13 protein-coding genes and 4 pseudogenes are annotated in these 19,158 nt (G+C 41.8%); 15 read left to right on the top strand and 2 right to left on the bottom strand.

Annotated features, from left to right (window positions below; all coding sequences use genetic code 11):
• From BIZ37_RS30590 to BIZ37_RS04130, 14 genes and pseudogenes are all read left to right on the top strand, one after another.
• Positions 1–173 (top strand): annotated as a pseudogene (locus BIZ37_RS30590) (site-specific integrase); the annotation flags it as partial.
• Entirely contained in the window at positions 170–475 is a 306-nt protein-coding gene (locus tag BIZ37_RS04070; RefSeq protein WP_187460418.1) for a hypothetical protein, read from the top strand. The pseudogene BIZ37_RS30590 and the gene BIZ37_RS04070, both read left to right, overlap by 4 nt.
• Positions 476–583: 108 nt before the next feature.
• Positions 584–1,603 (top strand): annotated as a pseudogene (locus BIZ37_RS04075) (IS110 family transposase).
• A 544-nt stretch (positions 1,604–2,147) separates the two neighbouring features.
• Positions 2,148–3,494 (top strand): ABC transporter substrate-binding protein, encoded by a 1,347-nt coding sequence (locus BIZ37_RS04080; RefSeq protein ID WP_187460419.1) that lies wholly within the window; start codon positions 2,148–2,150, stop codon positions 3,492–3,494.
• A gap of 47 nt (positions 3,495–3,541) precedes the next feature.
• Positions 3,542–4,444 (top strand): carbohydrate ABC transporter permease, encoded by a 903-nt coding sequence (locus BIZ37_RS04085; RefSeq protein ID WP_187460420.1) that lies wholly within the window; start codon positions 3,542–3,544, stop codon positions 4,442–4,444.
• Positions 4,441–5,451: a carbohydrate ABC transporter permease gene (locus tag BIZ37_RS04090; protein ID WP_187460421.1), complete on the top strand. Its 1,011-nt coding sequence runs from the start codon at positions 4,441–4,443 to the stop codon at positions 5,449–5,451. The genes BIZ37_RS04085 and BIZ37_RS04090 overlap by 4 nt, the downstream gene beginning before the upstream one ends.
• 3 nt (positions 5,452–5,454) lie before the next feature.
• Complete coding sequence (locus tag BIZ37_RS04095; RefSeq protein WP_187460422.1) at positions 5,455–6,549, top strand: ABC transporter ATP-binding protein; 1,095 nt, start codon at positions 5,455–5,457, stop codon at positions 6,547–6,549.
• 2 nt (positions 6,550–6,551) lie between these two features.
• Complete coding sequence (locus BIZ37_RS04100) at positions 6,552–7,199, top strand: hypothetical protein (RefSeq protein WP_187460423.1); 648 nt, start codon at positions 6,552–6,554, stop codon at positions 7,197–7,199.
• Entirely contained in the window at positions 7,177–8,301 is a 1,125-nt protein-coding gene (locus tag BIZ37_RS04105; RefSeq protein ID WP_187460424.1) for an ROK family transcriptional regulator, read from the top strand. Before BIZ37_RS04100 ends, BIZ37_RS04105 begins: the two co-directional genes overlap by 23 nt.
• A 95-nt stretch (positions 8,302–8,396) precedes the next feature.
• Entirely contained in the window at positions 8,397–9,860 is a 1,464-nt protein-coding gene (locus tag BIZ37_RS04110) for an alkaline phosphatase family protein (protein ID WP_187460425.1), read from the top strand.
• 410 nt (positions 9,861–10,270) lie between these two features.
• The gene (locus BIZ37_RS04115; protein ID WP_187460426.1) at positions 10,271–10,936 is read left to right on the top strand and encodes a DUF2971 domain-containing protein; all 666 of its coding nucleotides are present in this window, start codon (positions 10,271–10,273) and stop codon (positions 10,934–10,936) included.
• A 247-nt stretch (positions 10,937–11,183) separates the two neighbouring features.
• Positions 11,184–11,765: a hypothetical protein gene (locus BIZ37_RS04120; protein WP_187460427.1), complete on the top strand. Its 582-nt coding sequence runs from the start codon at positions 11,184–11,186 to the stop codon at positions 11,763–11,765.
• A 230-nt stretch (positions 11,766–11,995) separates the two neighbouring features.
• A pseudogene (locus BIZ37_RS04125) lies at positions 11,996–13,248 on the top strand (hypothetical protein).
• 268 nt (positions 13,249–13,516) lie between these two features.
• On the top strand, positions 13,517–13,699 hold the full coding sequence (locus BIZ37_RS04130) for a hypothetical protein (RefSeq protein WP_187460428.1): 183 nt from the start codon (positions 13,517–13,519) through the stop codon (positions 13,697–13,699).
• A gap of 308 nt (positions 13,700–14,007) precedes the next feature.
• Here BIZ37_RS04130 and BIZ37_RS04135 read toward each other — a convergent pair whose 3' ends face one another.
• Positions 14,008–16,137, bottom strand: a complete 2,130-nt coding sequence (locus BIZ37_RS04135) for a P-loop NTPase fold protein (RefSeq protein WP_187460429.1) — start codon at positions 16,135–16,137, stop codon at positions 14,008–14,010.
• Between the two features lie 121 nt (positions 16,138–16,258).
• Positions 16,259–16,446 (bottom strand): annotated as a pseudogene (locus tag BIZ37_RS30380) (integrase); the annotation flags it as partial.
• Between the two features lie 835 nt (positions 16,447–17,281).
• Between BIZ37_RS30380 and BIZ37_RS04140 the strand changes: the two are divergent.
• Positions 17,282–19,138, top strand: a complete 1,857-nt coding sequence (locus BIZ37_RS04140) for a pyruvate kinase (RefSeq protein ID WP_187460430.1) — start codon at positions 17,282–17,284, stop codon at positions 19,136–19,138.
• Positions 19,139–19,158: the final 20 nt, after the last annotated feature.

Raw genomic sequence — 19,158 nt, forward strand, 5'->3', positions numbered from 1 at the left:
CTTACGCGACGTTATTGTTGGCATCGGGTGAGTCTCCTGAATGGATTGCAAACCAGATGGGGCATACCACAACAACAATGCTGTTTCGTGTTTACTCGAGGTATGTGCCAAACCTTACTCGTCGAGATGGTAGCGCTTTTGAACGGTTTCTCCAGCAAGGAGGTGACGTATGAATTATTCAGCCTTGGCTGTCCACTGTGCCAGCTTATGCCTTGATATTGTTCAGAATCCTACGTTTAGCGATCTGAAGCATGAAGATATAAATGCTATGTACCAAGATGTGTACTTGTTGATTAGAGAGAGGACTTCCCTGTTACCTGAGAAGCATGAAAGGGAGAAGGTTTTTCTTTGCAGTGTTACTAATGGGGTTATAAGTGTCTTGCATCAATGCCAGCGGTATCCCGAAGCTAGAGATGTTAATTGGGTATTGTCCGCTCTGGCGTTGAGAATAGAAAAATCAATTATTACTGCTTAATGTTGCCATGATATGACGTGCCAGCAATAATTGCTGACACGTTAATTAGATGGTACGCCCCATCCTTTCCCTACAATAGGGATAGGTGAACCACAGGGAGAGACCATCATGCAACGCACAGTAATCATCGGTATTGATATAGGTAAAAATCTTTTCCATCTCGTTGGTAGAGATAAAGCAGGAAGGGAGGTCTTTCGTCATAAGTTTAATCGTGCCAAGCTAATTCAGTTTCTTTCATGTCACGAGTCAGTAGTTATTGCAATGGAGTCATGTGGCGGATGCCATTGGTTGGCAAGAAAGTGTTCAAGCTTCGGTCACATACCAAAACTCATACCTCCTCAGTATGTTAAGCCGTATGTAAAATCTCATAAGAATGACTTCATTGATGCAGACGCTATAGCAGAGGCAGCATAAAGGCCACATATGCGATTTGTTACTCCCAAATCAGAGGTGGCACAAGTGCTAATTGTCATTCGGCGAGTTAGGGCTGCTTATATCAAAGATCGTACAGCGTGCATGAACCGCATCAGCTCAATGTTGCTTGAATTTGGCATAAGTTTGCCAAAAGGTCATCACCAAATGAAAAACGTTTTTCAGCGCATCATAGACCATGATGAACTAATTCCACCTTTACTTCTTCTTGAAATTAAACAGCATTTTGACCACTACGAACTGCTAAATATTAGGATTAAAGAACAAGAAGAAAAGCTACAAAAGATCATGCGTCAAAATGAAACAGCAAAACTTTTACAAACAATTCCTGGCGTTGGCCCGATAACAGCCTGTTGTTGTTTATCTGCTGTCGCAGACCCTCAAGACTTCAAAAATGGGCGCAATTTTTCCGCTTGGATTGGGTTAGTTCCGTATCAATACTCAACGGGCGGTAAATCAAGGTTACTTGGCATATCAAAACGTGGCAACAAGGAACTTAGGGAAATGTTTGTTCATGCAGCTAGGGCTGTCATGTGGCGTGATGAATCAGCGGAGAAATACTTTGGTACATGGCTAATAGAGCTGAAACGAAGAAAGCCATTTAATGTCGCAGTCGTTGCACTGGCGAATAAATTAGCACGTATAGCCTGGTCGGTAATGGCTGAGCAGAAACCTTTTGAAATTAAAACATCATAGAATTTGCAATGATAGATATCGATGACAAAACGGTCAGACCACCAGATTGAAAACCTAAGGGGCATAACAGCAATAGCATGCTTTCACGTTTTTGAGGACAATCTGGCGCGGATCTCATCGTAGAGCTGGGACTAATGACAGTCTCTTAACGACTCTGAATACATTAGCGCAAACCAACTCCGTTATCGGGCTTATCACTTGCAAAACGGGGCGTACCATACATAATGCCCCATTCCTTTTTAGTTAACCCTATCATTAGCTGAAGATCATCAACATAATTGCTTAGATTTTCTAATCTAATCACCGCCTAGTACGTAGGGGATATTTTTAATTTATTGAGAAGCGAAAATATGCAGCGTTTAGTTTGATAGTACCTCTCTCATGGCCAGGGTTAAGCGTTTTATAACTTTTATTTCTGGTTGAGTTTTACTTGATAAAAAACCAACTCAATTAATTAATTAACGTGAGTTAAATAAAGTTGAAATAAATTGAATCTAGGATGCATTGCATTCTAAATGAGAGCTTTAGCTGTGAGGTTGTAAAAATGAAACGTTCCTTAATTGCTTCTATTCTGGGAAGCTGCTTGATTGCCCCTAGTGCATTTGCAGAGGTTATAGACCTCAAAATGTGGATGCGTTCTGACCAAAATTTATCTCAAATGGAACCAACGGTAATCAAAGCGGCCGAGAGTCTTAATAAAGAACTAGAGGCTGAGGGAGATGAACGTCGAATAAATGTTGAAATGCAACTTAATCGTGCGAGAGGCTGGGATGAAGACATACTTCAATATCTCCGTTCTAACTCGGTTAATCGGGGTGCAGATATTTACGTAGGTGCCCATGAATGGATTGCTTCTCTTGCAGAGTCTGATGCTGTCATTCCACTTGATAAGGAAATTGAGGCAAATCCGCATTTGTTCGGTGATATGGTTGAGTGGATATGGCCTACCGTTACATATAAGCAGCAACGTTGGGGAATTCCATTTTTACCAGAAGCTCGGATGGTATTCTTTAATAAGCAAATGTTACGTGACATTGGTAAGAGCAATGACTATATCGAGTCGCTCTCATACAAAGTAGATGAAGGTGAATTTACAATTCATGACTTGTCAGCGCTGACGAAAGAAGTTGTCGAAAAGAGTGATGTGAAATACGGCATGTTACATCGTCCTAATACCGGCCCTGACTTTTTGATGAATATGCGTAGCTTTGGCTTTGAGCCTCAAGACCCAGTTAGCGGTAAGCTAGTGGTTAATCAAAAGGCTTTGCAGGATTTTCTCGCTTGGATTGAAACGAATGCCAATGACAATGTGACACCAAGAAATAATACTTCAATGAGCTGGGATGTCGTGCATCGAGCATTTGGAGAAGGTGACGCATTTGTCAAAATTCATGGTATTTGGGGAGTACCCAACATGATCAATATGGGCATTTCTGACAATACAGAAGAGAGTTATTTTGAAAACGTAGGTTGGATGAATGTGCCTTCTGCTGTAAAAGGCGAGAAACCGTATAATATGACACATCCATTGATGATGACGGTGAGCCCTAAAGCAAGTGACAAGGAGCTCTCAGTGCGTCTTATCGGTGAAATTATTAAGGCGGAAAATTACACACCTTTGGCTACCGGAGCTGGTTTCTTAGCCATTCATAATCAAGAAGAGAAGTCTGATGCTTACCAAGAAGCTTGGATCAGTCGTTCTGGCTCAGAGCTACTGGCTAGCTCTGAAGTAATGGTTATGCCTATCCACCCGTCATTAGCGAAATATAACGATATTCTTTATCGAGGTATTCAGGCTGTGGAAACAGGTCGTTTGAGTTCGGCTGACGGAACCAAGTTTATTGTAGAGCGCATGAACATAGAGATGTCTGAAGACGTTACCATTCAATAATTTATTCTGGGAGCGGCGTAATTAACGCGCTCCCTAATTTAAGTCTTATGAAAAACTTTACAGTAGATCGAAATGCTGTCCTCTTTTTAGGACCAGCGACATTATTACTATTTTTGCTATTTGTTGCCCCTATTGTCGTCAATTTTGTCATTGCTTTTTCTGACATGGGAAGAGACCTCTCTATCGAGCAGTTCAGTCTGAATAACTTTAAACAGTTATTTGGCGATCGCCTTTTGTGGGAACTCATTGGTAAGTCCCTGATCTTCGTTGTATGCACTTTAGCGCTATTTAACGTCGGTCTCGCTCTGCTTCTGTCTTTGGCGATCGCTTGCCTACCAGAGCGTATTGGAAAGATTTTTACTACTTTGTGGCTTTTACCACGAATGGCGCCTAGCGTCATTTATGCTCTGTTATGGATTTGGGCGGCAGACCCGAATGAGTTTGGCCTAATCAATCAATTGTGGTTGGCTATTGGAGGTGAGACGCCAATTGATTTGAGGCAAGACTCACCGATGCTTACGATCATCTTGGCAAACGGTATTATCGGCGCCTCTATGGGTATGCTAATTTTTACATCTGCAATCAAATCGATTCCAAAACACCTATTCCATGCGGCGAGGGTAGATGGCGCTTCAAGCTTATCAATGGTAAGGCATATCATCTTACCTGCGATTAGGTGGCCATTAAGTTTTGTCACCATTTTTCAATCATTGTCTTTGCTCGTCACGTTTGAGTATGCGCTATTGATTACCAATGGCGGTCCATTTTATGACTCGACTGTGTATTCCCTGTATGTGTATAAGCAGGCATTTGAATCTGGGCAATATGGCTACGGAGCAACATTGGCCTTAATCCTAGTGATAATCGGAGTGGGTTATTCGTTACTTATGTGGCGTTTTACCAATATGAAAACTTTACTTCAAGTACCAAAAATTGAGGTTAAACAATGAATACGTGGAACCTAAGCATAACTGAAGGTGTATTTTCACGTTTAAATAAAGGGCAGTGGCTAGTACTTTTTTTAATTAGTGTGTTAACACTTCCAGTTGTTGTTCCTTATTTTTGGATGTTCTTTGTATCATTCACTTCTGGAGATACTGGCAGTGTTAATGTTTTCGCCATCGCGAAAATTATGGGTATTTTCTTACCTGCGTTAATTGCAACCTTATTAACAATATTTCTGATTGAGAGTAAGCAACTTAGGCGTGCTGTATTACTGTCTATAGTCGTTGTCTCGGTATGGGGAATACTGGCAAAAGTCGGTGATGAGATTAGTTTTGTTAGCTATCAGTTTCTGAGTGAGTCAAATGCGGTACCTTCAATCTATGATGCACTGAAGAACTCATTCATTCTCGCTGGTGGCCAAACGTTGCTCGTTTGTACAATTGCGACAATGGCAGGCTACTACCTATCCCGTTTTCATTTTACTGGCCGTGCAGCCTATATGAAAGGGCTAGTAGTACTGCATGCATTTCCAGCGTTAACACTCATTATTCCAATTTTTCTTCTCCTGCATTGGTCAAGCTTATTGGATTCATTATTTGGAGTCGTTTTAGTTACTACGGCACTGGAATTGCCTTTTGCGATTTTTTTAATGAAAGGTTTTTTTGATAATGTCTCATGGGATATTGAAATGAGTGCCATGACTGATGGCGCATCACGCCTGAGAGCATTCATTGATGTGGTGCTGCCACAAGTAAAAAACGGTGTGATTGCTATTGGGGTATTTTCCTTTTTGAAAGGTTGGGAAGAATACATATTTGTGACTTCTTTCATATTTGATAGTAACCATTGGGTAATGAGCCAATTTCTTTACTTCTATGCAGAAGACTCAATGGGGGCAGATTATGGTCTGTTGACTGCCGTAGCAGTCGTATATCTAATTCCAAGCCTTGTACTTTACATAACATGTCAAAAATACTTGTCACAAATTTCAGTTGGCGGCACTAAAGGGTAAATTATGAAAATCGAATTTAATCATGTTGAAAAGCGCTGGGGAAAAACTAAGACCCTTAATGATATAAACTTCACTATTGATGATGGGGACTTTGTTGCCATTTTGGGGCCGTCGGGGTGTGGTAAGTCGACCAGCTTGATGCTGATGGCGGGTATTTACGAGTGCAGCAGCGGTGAAATTCTTTTTGATGATAAAGTCGTGAATAATGTCCCAGCCCGAAGCCGAAATTTAAGTGTTGTGTTTCAGTCTTATGCACTATATCCCCATAAGAGTGTATTAGAGAATATTCTCTTTCCATTAAGGTACATTAAACCTGCAATTCCTGCTGAAAAGGCGCTGGAGATGGCTCAGAAGGTTGCCGAGAAAGTGCAAGTTGACCATCTACTAGAACGTATGCCTTCCGAACTTTCTGGTGGACAACAACAAAGGGTCGCATTGGCGCGAGGACTTATCAAAAGTCCAAAACTGTTACTTCTTGATGAGCCGTTGTCTAATTTAGATGCCACATTGAGACATTCAATGCGTGAAGAGTTGAAGAAGTTGCAAGTGGAATTAGGTATCACAACGGTGATGGTAACGCATGATCAACTTGAAGCGATGACAATGGCTAATAAAGTGATTGTGATGAATCACGGGGCTTTAGAACAAGTAGGCACGCCCGAAGATGTATTTTTAAGGCCCAAGACACGCTTTGTCGCTGAATTTATCGGTAGTCCTGCAATTAACATATTGAAGGGTAAACAGCATGAGCAATCCCTTGTTGTTGGGAATGGCAAAATTAAATTGCACAGGGCGTTGGGCGAAGATGGCAAGGATGTTCACGTTGGAATAAGGCCTGAAGGTATTCTCATTGGTAATGACGGCTATCAAGGTCGAATTAGCGACGCCTATATTGTTGGACGAGAGTGGATGCTTCGACTGGATACTGAATTTGGTGAGCTAAGAGCTATTGTGCCTGCACATTGCAATCAATTTGCTGTTGGTGAAACGATTAATTTTGATTTTTCGCCTGAGCATGTACACCTGTTTTGTCCAAGTACAGGACTGCGATATTGCTCACTGGCGGAACAGACAGATCGCACAAAAAAGGCGGCTTAAGGATGGAGCATCAAGTGACCGTAAATTGGTTAGACGGTCAGCTTTCCACCTCCTTAAGAGAGTGGCAGCTCGATGGACAAAGCCAATATGAGGAGCGTGATGTTATCGTTGAGCCCTCTGTAATTAAGCATCTCGATTATTACTTTGAAAAATTTACCTACTATCTATCACCCTTTGGCGTGATGGACGCTAGATTTCCCTTATTGGCATTCTCTTACGGAGAAGGCCGTGAGGTGAACTCAAAGCTTGCTTCCCTAGTGTTAGATGCGATGGGGGCTTATCCCACCATAAAAGGAATTCTTCAGTGGGAAATAGCTGATCTTGTTATCGAGGTCAATCCGTTATTGGCTGATCGTATCATCCCGATAAGGTTGCCTGAGAACAAGGATTACATGACGACAAGAGAGGTCGCCTCGAAAGCCTTGGGACATACAACACATCGTAAAGCCAACCTAGTTGCTCAGCTTTGGCATGCAAGCAGGTGTATACGTCAAGCACAAGAGCAAGGTTGGCATATCATCTCACTACGTGGGGTGAATGCATTTGCCACACATGATCCGCAATCGTGGGTAAGGCATCCCCTTGATTGGCTGATTAAAGAAAGTCGTTTTCGATACATAGAGAACCATGAGAACAACGAAATTGCATAAATATCGAGACATAGCGTTCAGCGATAATGAAAAAGTGATTTTGGGGATAATCAACCGCATCCAGACACCGATTAGTCGTCCCGAGATTGCTGAACTTAGTGGGTTAACTTTCCAATCCGTGTCCCGAATAATTAAGAGCCTGGTAGACATGAATGTGTTAACGGAGACTGGGGTCGTGAAATCGGGGCGTGGTCAACCGAAAGTGAACTACATCATCAACGCAAAGTTTGCGTTTAGTGTTGGAGTCATGGTGGGACATGGCTTTATATCAGCGACATTGTTAGACGCGACCGGTGTCGTCCAACGATGTCTTACTTACAGTGATGATAGCCTGACACCAAAAGAAACGATCGCACTATGTCAAAAATGCCTTTCAGAATTGTTGAAGGCTGCTTCGTTAGACTGGAAGGACATCATTGGTGTCGGAATATCGTTGCCCGCTCGAATAAAAAATAGAGAGGGTCGATTTCTTTTCCCTAACCATCTAGAAGCTTGGGGGCAGTTGGATATCCAGACTGAATTCCAAGCGGTGGTTCCGGTGCCAGTATTTGTAGGGAACGATGTGGTGAGTGCGGCGATCGGTGAACGTTTCTGTGGAACCGGTAGAATGGGACAGGATTTTTACTACATATTCTTGGGCCAAGGGCTTGGTAGTGTGGCGATTGAGAATGGGCAGCCAAAGCTAGGTAGTCACTCACATGCTGGCGAAATTACATTACTTGTTGATAAAGATAGCCGACCTACGACTCAGGAGCTTCAAAGCCTGTTACGTCAGCAAGGTATCCTTTGGAATGGGTATGATGATCTTGAAGACAAAATCATCAACTCTCAATGTGTAGAAGATTGGTGTGAACGAGCCGCAGATACACTGAGTCGTTTGATTGAAATGATTATTGCGATTATCGATCCTCCTCGAATTGTTATTGGTGGAGGGTTAAACCGTCGTCTAGTTGAATCTATCGTCAACAAGATAGAGCTAAATCGTCAGACTAAAAAGCAAGAAGTTGTGTTCGATGTACCCATTCAACCATCAGAGTCTGAGATAGAGTCACCATCATTCGGTGCAGCCTACTTACCTTTAGTTGAAACGATGTTTAAGTAGGACCTAAGCCAGTTAGCCGTAATGTCATGACACGCTACACGTGTGACATACCAGTATTCAGACGAAATAACACAATGAAAAATATAGGAATAAAAATGATGCCTCACAAAGCAAAACGGATAATTATCGTTACGTTTGATGGCCTAAGGCCAGATCTTATTACAGAACGCACAATGCCCAACCTATTTAAGCATGGAGCAACAGAGGCAACGTGGTTTAAAAATAGCCGTAGTGTTTTTCCAACCGTTACACGTGTGGCCTCTAGTAGCTTTGCAACCGGCTCATACCCTTGCCAGCACGGCATTGTAAACAATGAATTTAATGTCAAGAAAGTAGATGGCACCGAGGGCTTTGAGCTTTTTCAAACGCACAGTCTTGATTGGCTTGATGCCGCCCCCAAATATTTAAGAGCTCCGTTGCTGACAAGTGCTTCATTAGGTGAATGTTTGGCTGCCAATGGAAAAAGCTATTACACAGTCCATGGCGGTTCATCGGGAGCGGCTTATTTGGCTAACAATGAAGCGTTACGAAATGGTCATTGGACTTATACTTTGCATGGCGCTGAGAACTCATTAACGCCTGAGGCCGTTAATGACGTAACAAAGCTCTTCGGAAAGATCCCGAGTGAGCCCGCACCGAAAACCAATAACGTTGAAAGACTGACGGATATTTTCATTGAACATGTATTAAAAACAGTGAGCCCGGATGTGGCGTTGCTTTGGCTAACAGAGCCTGACTCTTCATTTCATACTCATGGCCTTGGTTCCGCAGAATCTGAGCAGGCGTTAAAAGCGTGTGATAATCAATTTGCGCGAATCGTGGAGTGGATTGAAAGCGACGAATCTAAAGACGAAACATTACTCTTTGTCTTATCTGATCATGGGCATATTAGCGTCGACAAGCATTTGGATCTAAGTTCGTTGCTTGCTGAGGTTGGTGTAAATGCGAGTACTATAGATGCGCCTGATGTTGATGTGGTGTTTACGCAAGGTCGTTCTGGAGAGCTTCGATTAACTGATTCAGGTAAGCCTAAGGCACAGGTAATAGTGAATAAGTTAAACGAAACACCTGAGATTGAGTATGTTTTTTCTAATTCGCTGGCTGACGTAGAAGGTGCATTTGAGCTTGAGGATTCGTTCTCTGAGCACTCGCGTTCTGCTGACCTATTTTATGTGTGCTCTAGTTCTGATGAGAACAACAACCATGGAGTAGCGGGCGTAGGAGCGACGACTTGCAATGCGTTGGCTGGTTCTGGTCAGCATGGCGGACTAAGCACCTATGAAGTGAATTCAGTGCTGATGCTTTCGGGTATGAACGTTATGAAAGGTACAGAAATACTCACCCCGTCTGGGTTGGTCGATGTCGCCCCTACAGTTTTATCGTTATTAGGCATAAAAGGATTGGAAGGCTCCAATGGTCGAGTATTGGAAGAAGCCTTTGATGATGGATATCAGCACTTAGGCAAACAAACATCAGTAGTTAGAAAAGAGTTAAAAGGCTTAAAAAGCTCTCTGACGATAGACTGGATGAATGATACTCCTTATTTAGGTTTACTCTAAAGAAATTCCAGATGTCTATAACTTATCTCAACCTATAAAGATTTCAGTGTGGTGAAGCTTAATCGCTCTCCATAGATAAAATACATAGAAATATTCAGGTTTCGGGATAATTATATTGATACCCACTAAATGATTTAGTGCGCTTGCTCTAAATCATTTATGTCCAGAGGCTTCTCAGTGGCGCTCATCGCTAGCAAGGTTTTGCCCCATTCTGTGCCAGTAACGCTCAACCTCACAAATCAAGGTGAGGTCGTTTGACCTACTATTTCTTATCTGTGTAACGTGAAATAATTTGGGCATTACCAGTATCAAGAGATTGCGGATAGATGAGTTATTTCCATTACACAAACATTGAGTCACTCTTTCACATTGTTCAAACTAGAAAAGTTTGGTTCAGTAGTCTCGCTTTTATGAATGATGAGATGGAAGGATTTGAGTTACATCAGGTTCTCGCTGAGGTTCTTGGTCTCAAATATGCGGAAGAGCAGTGTAAAAGCGCTCTGAAGCTCATCGATTCCACTATTGATACTTACCTCAGGTATCAGATGTCATTTAGCGCTTCAACTTTGAAAGATGATATTAGCCAATGGCGAGCCTATACAACTCTAGGTTTGGGTGTTTGTATTGAGTTTGAAGATGGATTTATCGATGCCAATGCAAGAAAAATCAATTGTGTATATGACTTTGACAGCAAGCGTAGAGCGATTATTGAAGATAGGAACCTCAAGGCCAACGATGAATCTTTAAACAACCTTCTATCAACGCCGAATGGCACGGACCAGTACGTAAAGTCTATTATCTCCGCACTAATAGGTTTTAAAAACCACTCATTTAAACCTGAAGAAGAAGTTCGGTGGGTGCTTAGTATCGATGGTGCTAATGATAACTCTATAAAGTATCGTCCCCACAGACTTGGCTTGACAACTTATACAGAAGTTCCCATTGATTTGTCACATATCAAGACAGTTACTATTGGTCCTCAAGTGCCATCGCAGAATTTAAAAACCATTGATGACTTTTTGATGATTAATGACTGTCCAGGAGTCGTTTTAAAGTCAAAAGTTACCTTGAGGTAATGGGTGTAACGAGAAGATGCCCCAAAACAGTGTAGTGGTCTCTATCAATAACGCATCTAAATGGCACAATCCTAGGCTCGCTAAGTTTTGTTTTGAGCTAGGATAAAAAATGCGAATGATACTGTTAAAAAACTTTAAAATTCAGTAGATTAAATCTGAGGGTGACGTCAGTAAATTAGGTTTGTTCTAATCTACTCATCCGGCATTCTCGCTAATAAGCGTTATGAAGCTAGGAGGCATCGGAGTATTGGAAACGCATTTTATATTTACTTCCTCTAAAGGACTAATTGAATCAGCAGAATACCTGTTGGCACACACTGAAGATAACGATGTACTCTTTAACTCTAACAAGTACTCATTTATCTTGGTTGCTGCCGCTTCATTAGAGAGCTTACTCAATGAAGGCATCATCTCATGGGCTTTTCATCTTTTCCCTAAAGGTGATTATAAAAGACATGCAACTGCATTTCTTTCAATGAACTTAGGTAAAAAATTAGATGCACTAGGGTTCCTTTTATCATCTGGTAAGTTCATCACAGACAATGAAAGTAAAATTTATCAAACGTTAGTTAACTTGATAAAACTCCGAAATGAAGTGGCACATAGCAAAGACTTTTATAAAGAAACGGACATTGAAATTGGTGAGCCAAATGAAGATGGTGGTAGAGATTTCCGTTTACCTTATGATATTTCCAAATTAATGAACAATCACCCTCTTAGTATTGAGCAAGAAAAGTGTCAATTCATTGTGTTGTCATTGAAGCACTTAGAAGCGGTATTACGTGAAGAGATAGAGCATTCAAAAACAGAGTTGTTTAAAGCTTTATAACAAGGCGTTAAAGGCGGATTCGTAATATGGTATTTAAATGAGCTTGAGAGTGTAGTGGCTAAGTGGTTTTGGCCACTACGTTAGAGGTTTTGCTATATCCTAAGTAATCCATCAAATGCTAATTTAGAAAAAGCTGTACCTCATTTTTGTCCAGTTGTGAGTTGCCAGGCCAGCAGCTGAGCGTATTTTTGCTACCCTGTTGGTGAATGCAATTTGGTGAAGGGGAAGTGATGAACAAGGTCGTATTGGTATTTGGTGGATTGGGGAACGCTAAATCGTCAGTGGTTAGTTTGTATGAGAACCTACTGCACACCCTAAGCTCTCGTTTTGATGTAGTCGCCATCGACCCAGCAGTTCAACATTACCTGTCCTTTGCATCGTACTTTCAATTCCCTTACTCCGCTCGTTACGCAGATCTTGATGCGTTTTTACAGGCTCACTCACACACTGATGTTGCTGCGGCCTTCGTCCTAACGCCGGTTGGCGTACATCTATCCATCATTGAACAAGTGAGTAATGCACTCGACACTCAAGACCTTCTGTTTGTGGTTGAGAAACCATCTTTCTCCTTGGCAGAAATCGACAGAGGCTTTAACCAAGTCATCCCGGAGCTTAAACGTCGTGGAGCTCAGTTTTACTTTATCGATACCGTTTTAGTTTCTCCTTCGTTGGAAGCACTCTTCGCTGATTCATCTATGGCACACCTGACTCTGTCCCCCGCAAGATTATTGCGATTGCTGCCGACAACCCTAGTGACAGTCATGAAGTTATCCAAGACTTCCGTTTTGAAAACCGAGTTGAATTACTCAACGCCAGAACGCTACTCAACTTAGCTACCAGCGGCGGCGGAGGTTATGGCTTTGATATGGGCATTCACGCGATTGCTGGGCTGGTTCGCTACCTCCATAAATCCGGCATGGGAGGTGTGCAGGTTGAACTAAAACAGGTCTGTGCTGAACGCATTAGCGAATCGCAGTTGGAATACACACAAGGCGCTGAAACCCATCTCTATGTCGAAGGCAAAGTAACGTCGCCGGAAGGTAACGTTGAAGTAGTGATTGAGGCAGGAAAAGCCGGTGATATCTGGGACAGAAGGTTGGAACTGCACTACCCAGACCGCGTCATCGCAATTGGTTTTGGCACCCTCAAGCATCCTCCGTATCTGTGGGAGAGAAGCTCCGATGGCATCAAGAGCACCAGATTTGATGTTTCTGGCTCAGGTTATGCGATGCACTTTAACGACATCCTCTACGCACTTGGCTTTGATGCTGAGCCGCTATTCTCACAACAAGAGAGTGAAGCTTTGATGTCACAATCGATGAACTTGCTGAGCAGCATATTTGACGCCATCGGCAATACCCACCAAGTTCGTGAACAAAACACTGCCGTGGTTAATGCACACACCCCCAAATACCTATCGGAAGCAGAGCTAGAGGTTCGGGCAGAGCTTAGCCAATACACAGATAGCTTACTCATGGATTAAACTGTATTAGTTTCGACTAAATAACTGTTCCTAAATGTGATTCAACTAGGGGCGTCTCAGAATTTGGAAAATATAGCACGCTAAGGGGTCACACGACGATTCGGAAAATGAAAATATTGTACGCTAAGAACGGCTTTGTTTCCTAAATTAGGTGGAACGACAGGTAGAGCTATAGTGGTTTCTGGTTTCTGGTGTATGGGCAGAAAGTAATGCGGTGTAACCTGTTGATTTATATCGCCAGTTCAAGAACCAACAGGGAGTAAACCGCATGGACAACAATCATACCGTTACCAAGCTTCATAAACCAGACAACCCGCTCAATGAACTGTTAAAGCAGGGAGCACAGCAGTTTCTGGCTCAAGCCATCGAAGCTGAGGAGGGGCTGATGGGGAAGATCATCGTAACGCAGATTTGCCCCGAAACGTGTTTAGGCAGCAGTAAACCTTCATAAGAATAATTTGGTCAACAGGTTGTTGACTAAGTTCAGTATCGCTTATACGTGAAATAGGCGACTTACCAATTGTCCGACAGCACTGGACAAACTCTAGTCCCAAATTGTGCAACAGGCTCTTACACAATTCTGAAACAGCTTTTTCGTAAATGACTTATGCCCTCATTATGTAAGACAAAACCTTGAGAAAGTGACCGGCTTTGCTTTTAATACTAATGTGAAGACGATCTAGCTTATGCATTTTGTCAGATATTTATAAGTGACTTGAGTCGCTTCAAGACAAAAGTGAGATAGAGAGTTACTAATAATTAGTTTTCTTCAACGGTACCATCTTGAACATAACGTTGACTTTCATCTGTGATACTCAATAAAATAGCTCGGTCCAATGGTTCTGATGTGGATTCTAACAACTCAGTTGCTCTTCTCTTAATCTTGCTAGGGTCTACAAATAATTCTAGTTTTTCAGCATCCACAGATAGAAAAAGTCCTTTATTTGAGTTAGAACCAAGACTACCAATACACAAGTAACCTAAGCGTAAAGCATCATCAGGATTGACAGCCTTGATTATTTCTAACGCTTTATCTTTACGCCAACTCCAAATGGGTGATACCAGATGGTATTCGAGAATCTGAGAACCGATCTGTTGTTCTTCAATAACCTCACGCGCGGCATTAATATAAATGTCCATAATATCACTAGCTTCATTTTCAAGTAACCATGCAGGTTCCTTTGATTTTGCCTGGTGTTGAAGTGATATAAAATCAATAGTGTCCGCGATGAATGGTAGCAATGAAAAATTGCCGATAACTGACGTCATTCGTGCTATTTTTTCTTCTCTTTTTGTTTGTTTCCGAATTAATTTACGAATTAACCTGCATAGCGCAGAGTAATGGCTGGTACTCAGGAACATGCCATCAAACAAATTGTCTACAGAGTGGAATAACCTACGAGCCATTAGTTCCTCTGTTAGCCGCCTCAATGCATGGATGTAGCAATCAACCTTGTGTTCGTACTTTTCTAGTTCATAACCAAATAACTCCAGAAATCGAGCAGTTGACTGATTATTGATTGAGTCTGTTAACAGGTCTATTTTATTATCTGCATTATCGATATACAGACGAACATCGTTGTCCGAACACAATCCTTTAGGTGTTGAAATATGAAGAGCTGTGGACAGACGATCTATACTATCTACACGGCCAGCCGCATCAGCATCATCAACCCCATATGAGTCAAAATAAAACTCATTTTCTATGATAGGAAAAATATCTTTTAGTAACTCTTCAACTGTAGATTCGTTATTTAACCCCATTTGTGTATAGATAGCACATCTCTCTCCTTTAGCTTCCTTAGCGGCCTCTTCTTTGTCGAAGATGTAAGCTCTACCATTATACTTACTAGCATATTTGAATGGGTTTCGTTTAATATGCTCGTAAATTCTGTTGTATTTAGTTGCAAGCACAGAAAGAACAAATAAGTCAGTTGTGCTCACTTCATGTTTGACAAGTTGATAGACAAACTTGAAGTGATTTATAGCTCGTTTGATGTCTCGTGGGCTAGTCAGCAACTTCTTGATGTTTCGTTGATAAATATCGGCAAACCTTTCTCTATCATCTTGATAATGATCAAATGTAAAATCTGAACCTAGTTGTTTAAATGCTGAGTTTACTAAATTATTTTGGTCGTACTCAGTAATGATAGGTACAGGCAACCTTAATTGGATTATTTTATCAATGTATTGACCAGCGTTACTTATATTGTTTGAGGCAAGGACAGATTCAAGATAATCTGGATCAAAGGCTAGTAAAAAAGAGGTGCGAGGAAAATCGGCAACAGCCTTTACAAGCCTAAGCACCTGAAAACATTCACTTGGTGTTAAACGATCAATATCGTCGATGATGATAACTATAGACTTATTGAGTTTTTCTAGACTGTTAATTACCTTTTGTTTTTGAGCTTGCACATCCAATTTTTTTAGTTCAGAAATTGCCTCTGTTGCTTCACCTGCACCTTTAAAGATATTTTCAACAATTGAACCAAATGGTTCGACTCCAGGAACCAGTTTTGCAACATTAAAGAGTTTTGAGTACGAAAGTAGTTCTTTCGCAACTTTCGCGCCATTATTAGCGTGGTTGGAAAGACCAAGTTGTGAAGTAAATTGGATGAGGAAGTCTTCTACTAAAGACTTCTCTTTTCCGTTTACCCAAGGGTTATAATGAGCCACAATTGGTTGATTTTTAGATTTACTTAGGGACTCTTGAACTAGATTAATGATTGATGTTTTGCCAGTCCCCCAAGCACCCTCTATCGATATCGTTATACATGGCGAGCCAACATCAAGGTTTGCAATATTTGCTAGTGATCTACAGAACAAGAATCTATTAAGTTGGTCGTCATTTGCTGTGATAATCGGTTGGTCATTATGGTATGAAGTCATTAAGCAACCTGCTTAGTTAATTAAAAAATCGCTCACTCTTACGCAATTTATAGATTTCAGTTAAGTCAGAGATGGTCTGTATTCGATACTGTTTGTAGAATTGTGATTAGTAATTCATGCCTCACAATTCTCCGAAATCCTCAATCTCAACACCAAGATATTCAATCGTGTTTTCTAACTTAGCATGACAGATATGCAACTGGATAGATCATAAGTTCTTGGTTTTGGTCTAGATCAAAGAAGCTTTGGTTCGGCGTAGCGCTGCGTCCCGTAGTAAGTCTGTTCTAAGTCGATAATGGTCACTCGTCGTAACGCAGATCTGCCCCGAAGTGTTTTAAGAAGCATGGTTTGCTTGATAAGCTTTAGTAATGATTTTAGGCCTTAACTAGAATTTGCTAGACTTGAGTAAAGAGCACATCATGGTGGACGTATGAACTACTTTGCAGAGGACCCCTTCTAGGTAATGTAAACCTGGAGGGTAAATGAAAAAACTAAAGCAACAGTACCGAAGCCATGTCAAAGTGCAAGGGGCTTATCTATGGGATGTGTACCCTAGCGTACGTAGTGGAACTCACAAGCATTTTTCAACCAAGCAGGAGAAGAGCTACTATTTCCTCCACAAAGTTGAGTGTCGTGAATATCCTATTAAACTGCGAGCAGCTAGAGGAAGAACACTGGCTAACCCGTGGGATGATTACCCTGCAAACGTATATGACGTTGCTAAGTGTTGGAAGCATAATTCTAAAAGGCGTCACCAATACTACAAATAAACATTATCAAGCCTCGCCAATGCGAGGCTTATTTGTGTTCCGTCAGTTTTACTAACCCGTATTTGCCCCTTTTCAATTTACAATACGCAAGCACCACAATTTTAGTATTGGTTTACCCTTACTTCGAGAACGACACCGAGGGGAAGATCATTAATCATTTCTGAATTGAGTATTTGGTTGAGCTTCTTTTTTTAACGCTTAATAGAATATCGCATAACTTGGCTTGCCTCAGTTAGAGTAACATTTAGCTTTGTCGATAAGGAAGTCAGATTCATATAGTTAAGCTTTTGTGAAGATGTTAACTTTATAGATTAGAATCACTGATTTATTCAACAATTGATGTAAATTAACTCTTCTTTACAAGGAGAAGTGTTGTGGGTGATCTTGAGCTAATTGAAACTTCATTGCGTCAAACCATAGACCACGTACTGGAGTTTACCGAAAAACGATCGTTAGACCGTTTGGATTACAGCGAAAGTTGTTTTTTCAGTGCTCAGAACCTCCTCAATTATCTCGCCTTCAGACAAATCGATATCCAGCAGTTTCAAGGTTATCTTTCAGCGTATGGACTCAGCACATTAGATCGTTCAGAAGCGCACATCTTGCCAAGCTTGGAGGCCGTTCTTCAAGCGGTACTGGCACTTCGAGGCCAATCTGTCGAAGTTATGGATACTGAGCGTTTTGCGCTTGGTAGCAACAAGCTAAAAACGAACAGCAAAACCTTATTCGGTGAAAGACCTCTCAAGCATAGATCTCGAATTATGGTGACCATGCCATCGGCGGCAGCTGATGACCCAGGCATTATTGCCAGCTTCCTTAAAGCAGGAATGGGGTTAATGCGAATTAACTGTGCTCACGACAGTGCGGATAGTTGGCACAAGATGATTGATAACCTTAGGCTTGCTCAACAGAGTATCAACAAGCCATGTAAAGTCTACATGGATTTAGCAGGCCCTAAACTTAGAATTGGCACAATGCCTTCATTGGGGCGATTCAAACGAATTAAAACTCGCAAAAATGCACACGGTCAGGTGGTACAAAATGCTGAAGTGGAGTTTTACCTGCAATCCAAATGTGTGAATAATCGGCCAGAGCTAGTGCCTGTAGTTGCTCTTTTTGATGGCGGTGTGAAAGAGGGAGATATCGCAGTTGTCCAAGATGGCAAAGGTAAAGCTCGACGTCTGTTGGTTACGCAAGTGTTTGCAAATAAGATAATTGCCCGTTGCAAGAAGTCAGTTTTTTTCGAAACTGATCAAATCATCGAACTCTACCGAGGTGGGCAGTTGATTAGTCGAGATCAGGTTGCCCTGTTACCCGAGGTTCGTGACAGTATCACTTTATATAAGGGCGATCTTATCGATCTGCTTCCACCAGGGCATCACGAACCAATTGAATCGGGGATCTCCAGCGTCAATTGTACAATGAAGGAGGTTTTCTACAGTGCTAAGGTAGGTCAATCTATTTGTTTTGATGATGGTAAAATCCAAGGTATTATTGTTAAGGCCTCCCATAAACAACTTAGGGTAGAGATAACCCATGCAAAATTGTCAGGTAGCAGGCTGCAAGGTGACAAAGGGATAAATCTACCGCAGACCTACTTATCCACCTCTGCGATGACCGAAAAGGATCAAAACGACCTTATTGAGATGGTACAGCGAGTCGATTTGATCGGCATGTCATTCGTTAGAAAGCCAAGCGATATAAAGTCGTTGAAGCGTATGCTTGAAACTCTGAGGGCTATGGATAAAGGGGTGATACTCAAAATTGAAAACAAAATGGCGTTTGATAACCTAGCTGCGCTTTTATTAACAGGCTTGAAGCTACCTAAATTTGGAGTCATGTTGGCTCGGGGAGATCTAGCCGCTGAAGTCGGGTTTGAACGTCTTGCTGAAGTCCAAGAAGAGATCCTCTGGCTGTGTGAAGCCGCTCATGTCCCCGTTATTTGGGCGACACAAGTGTTGGAAAACCTAGCCAAAAAACACGCCCCCTCAAGAGCTGAGATCAGCGATACGGTGATGGCAAGCAGGGCCGAGTGTGTGATGCTGAACAAAGGTGAGAACATGGTCAATACAATTGAGGTGTTGGGCGATATCCTCTCACGCATGGATACACACCAGAGGAAGCGAAAATCTAAACTACGCCCACTCAATGTTTGCTTCTCGCCAGAAGATTATGACGCCCCTTTGCCTGTCGATTCAATCGATAAAACCAATTTAGAGGTAGATATCTAAATTGTCGGTCCAAAAGCTTC

The organism is Photobacterium sp. BZF1 (genome assembly GCF_014349205.1).
Lineage (GTDB): Bacteria > Pseudomonadota > Gammaproteobacteria > Enterobacterales > Vibrionaceae > Photobacterium.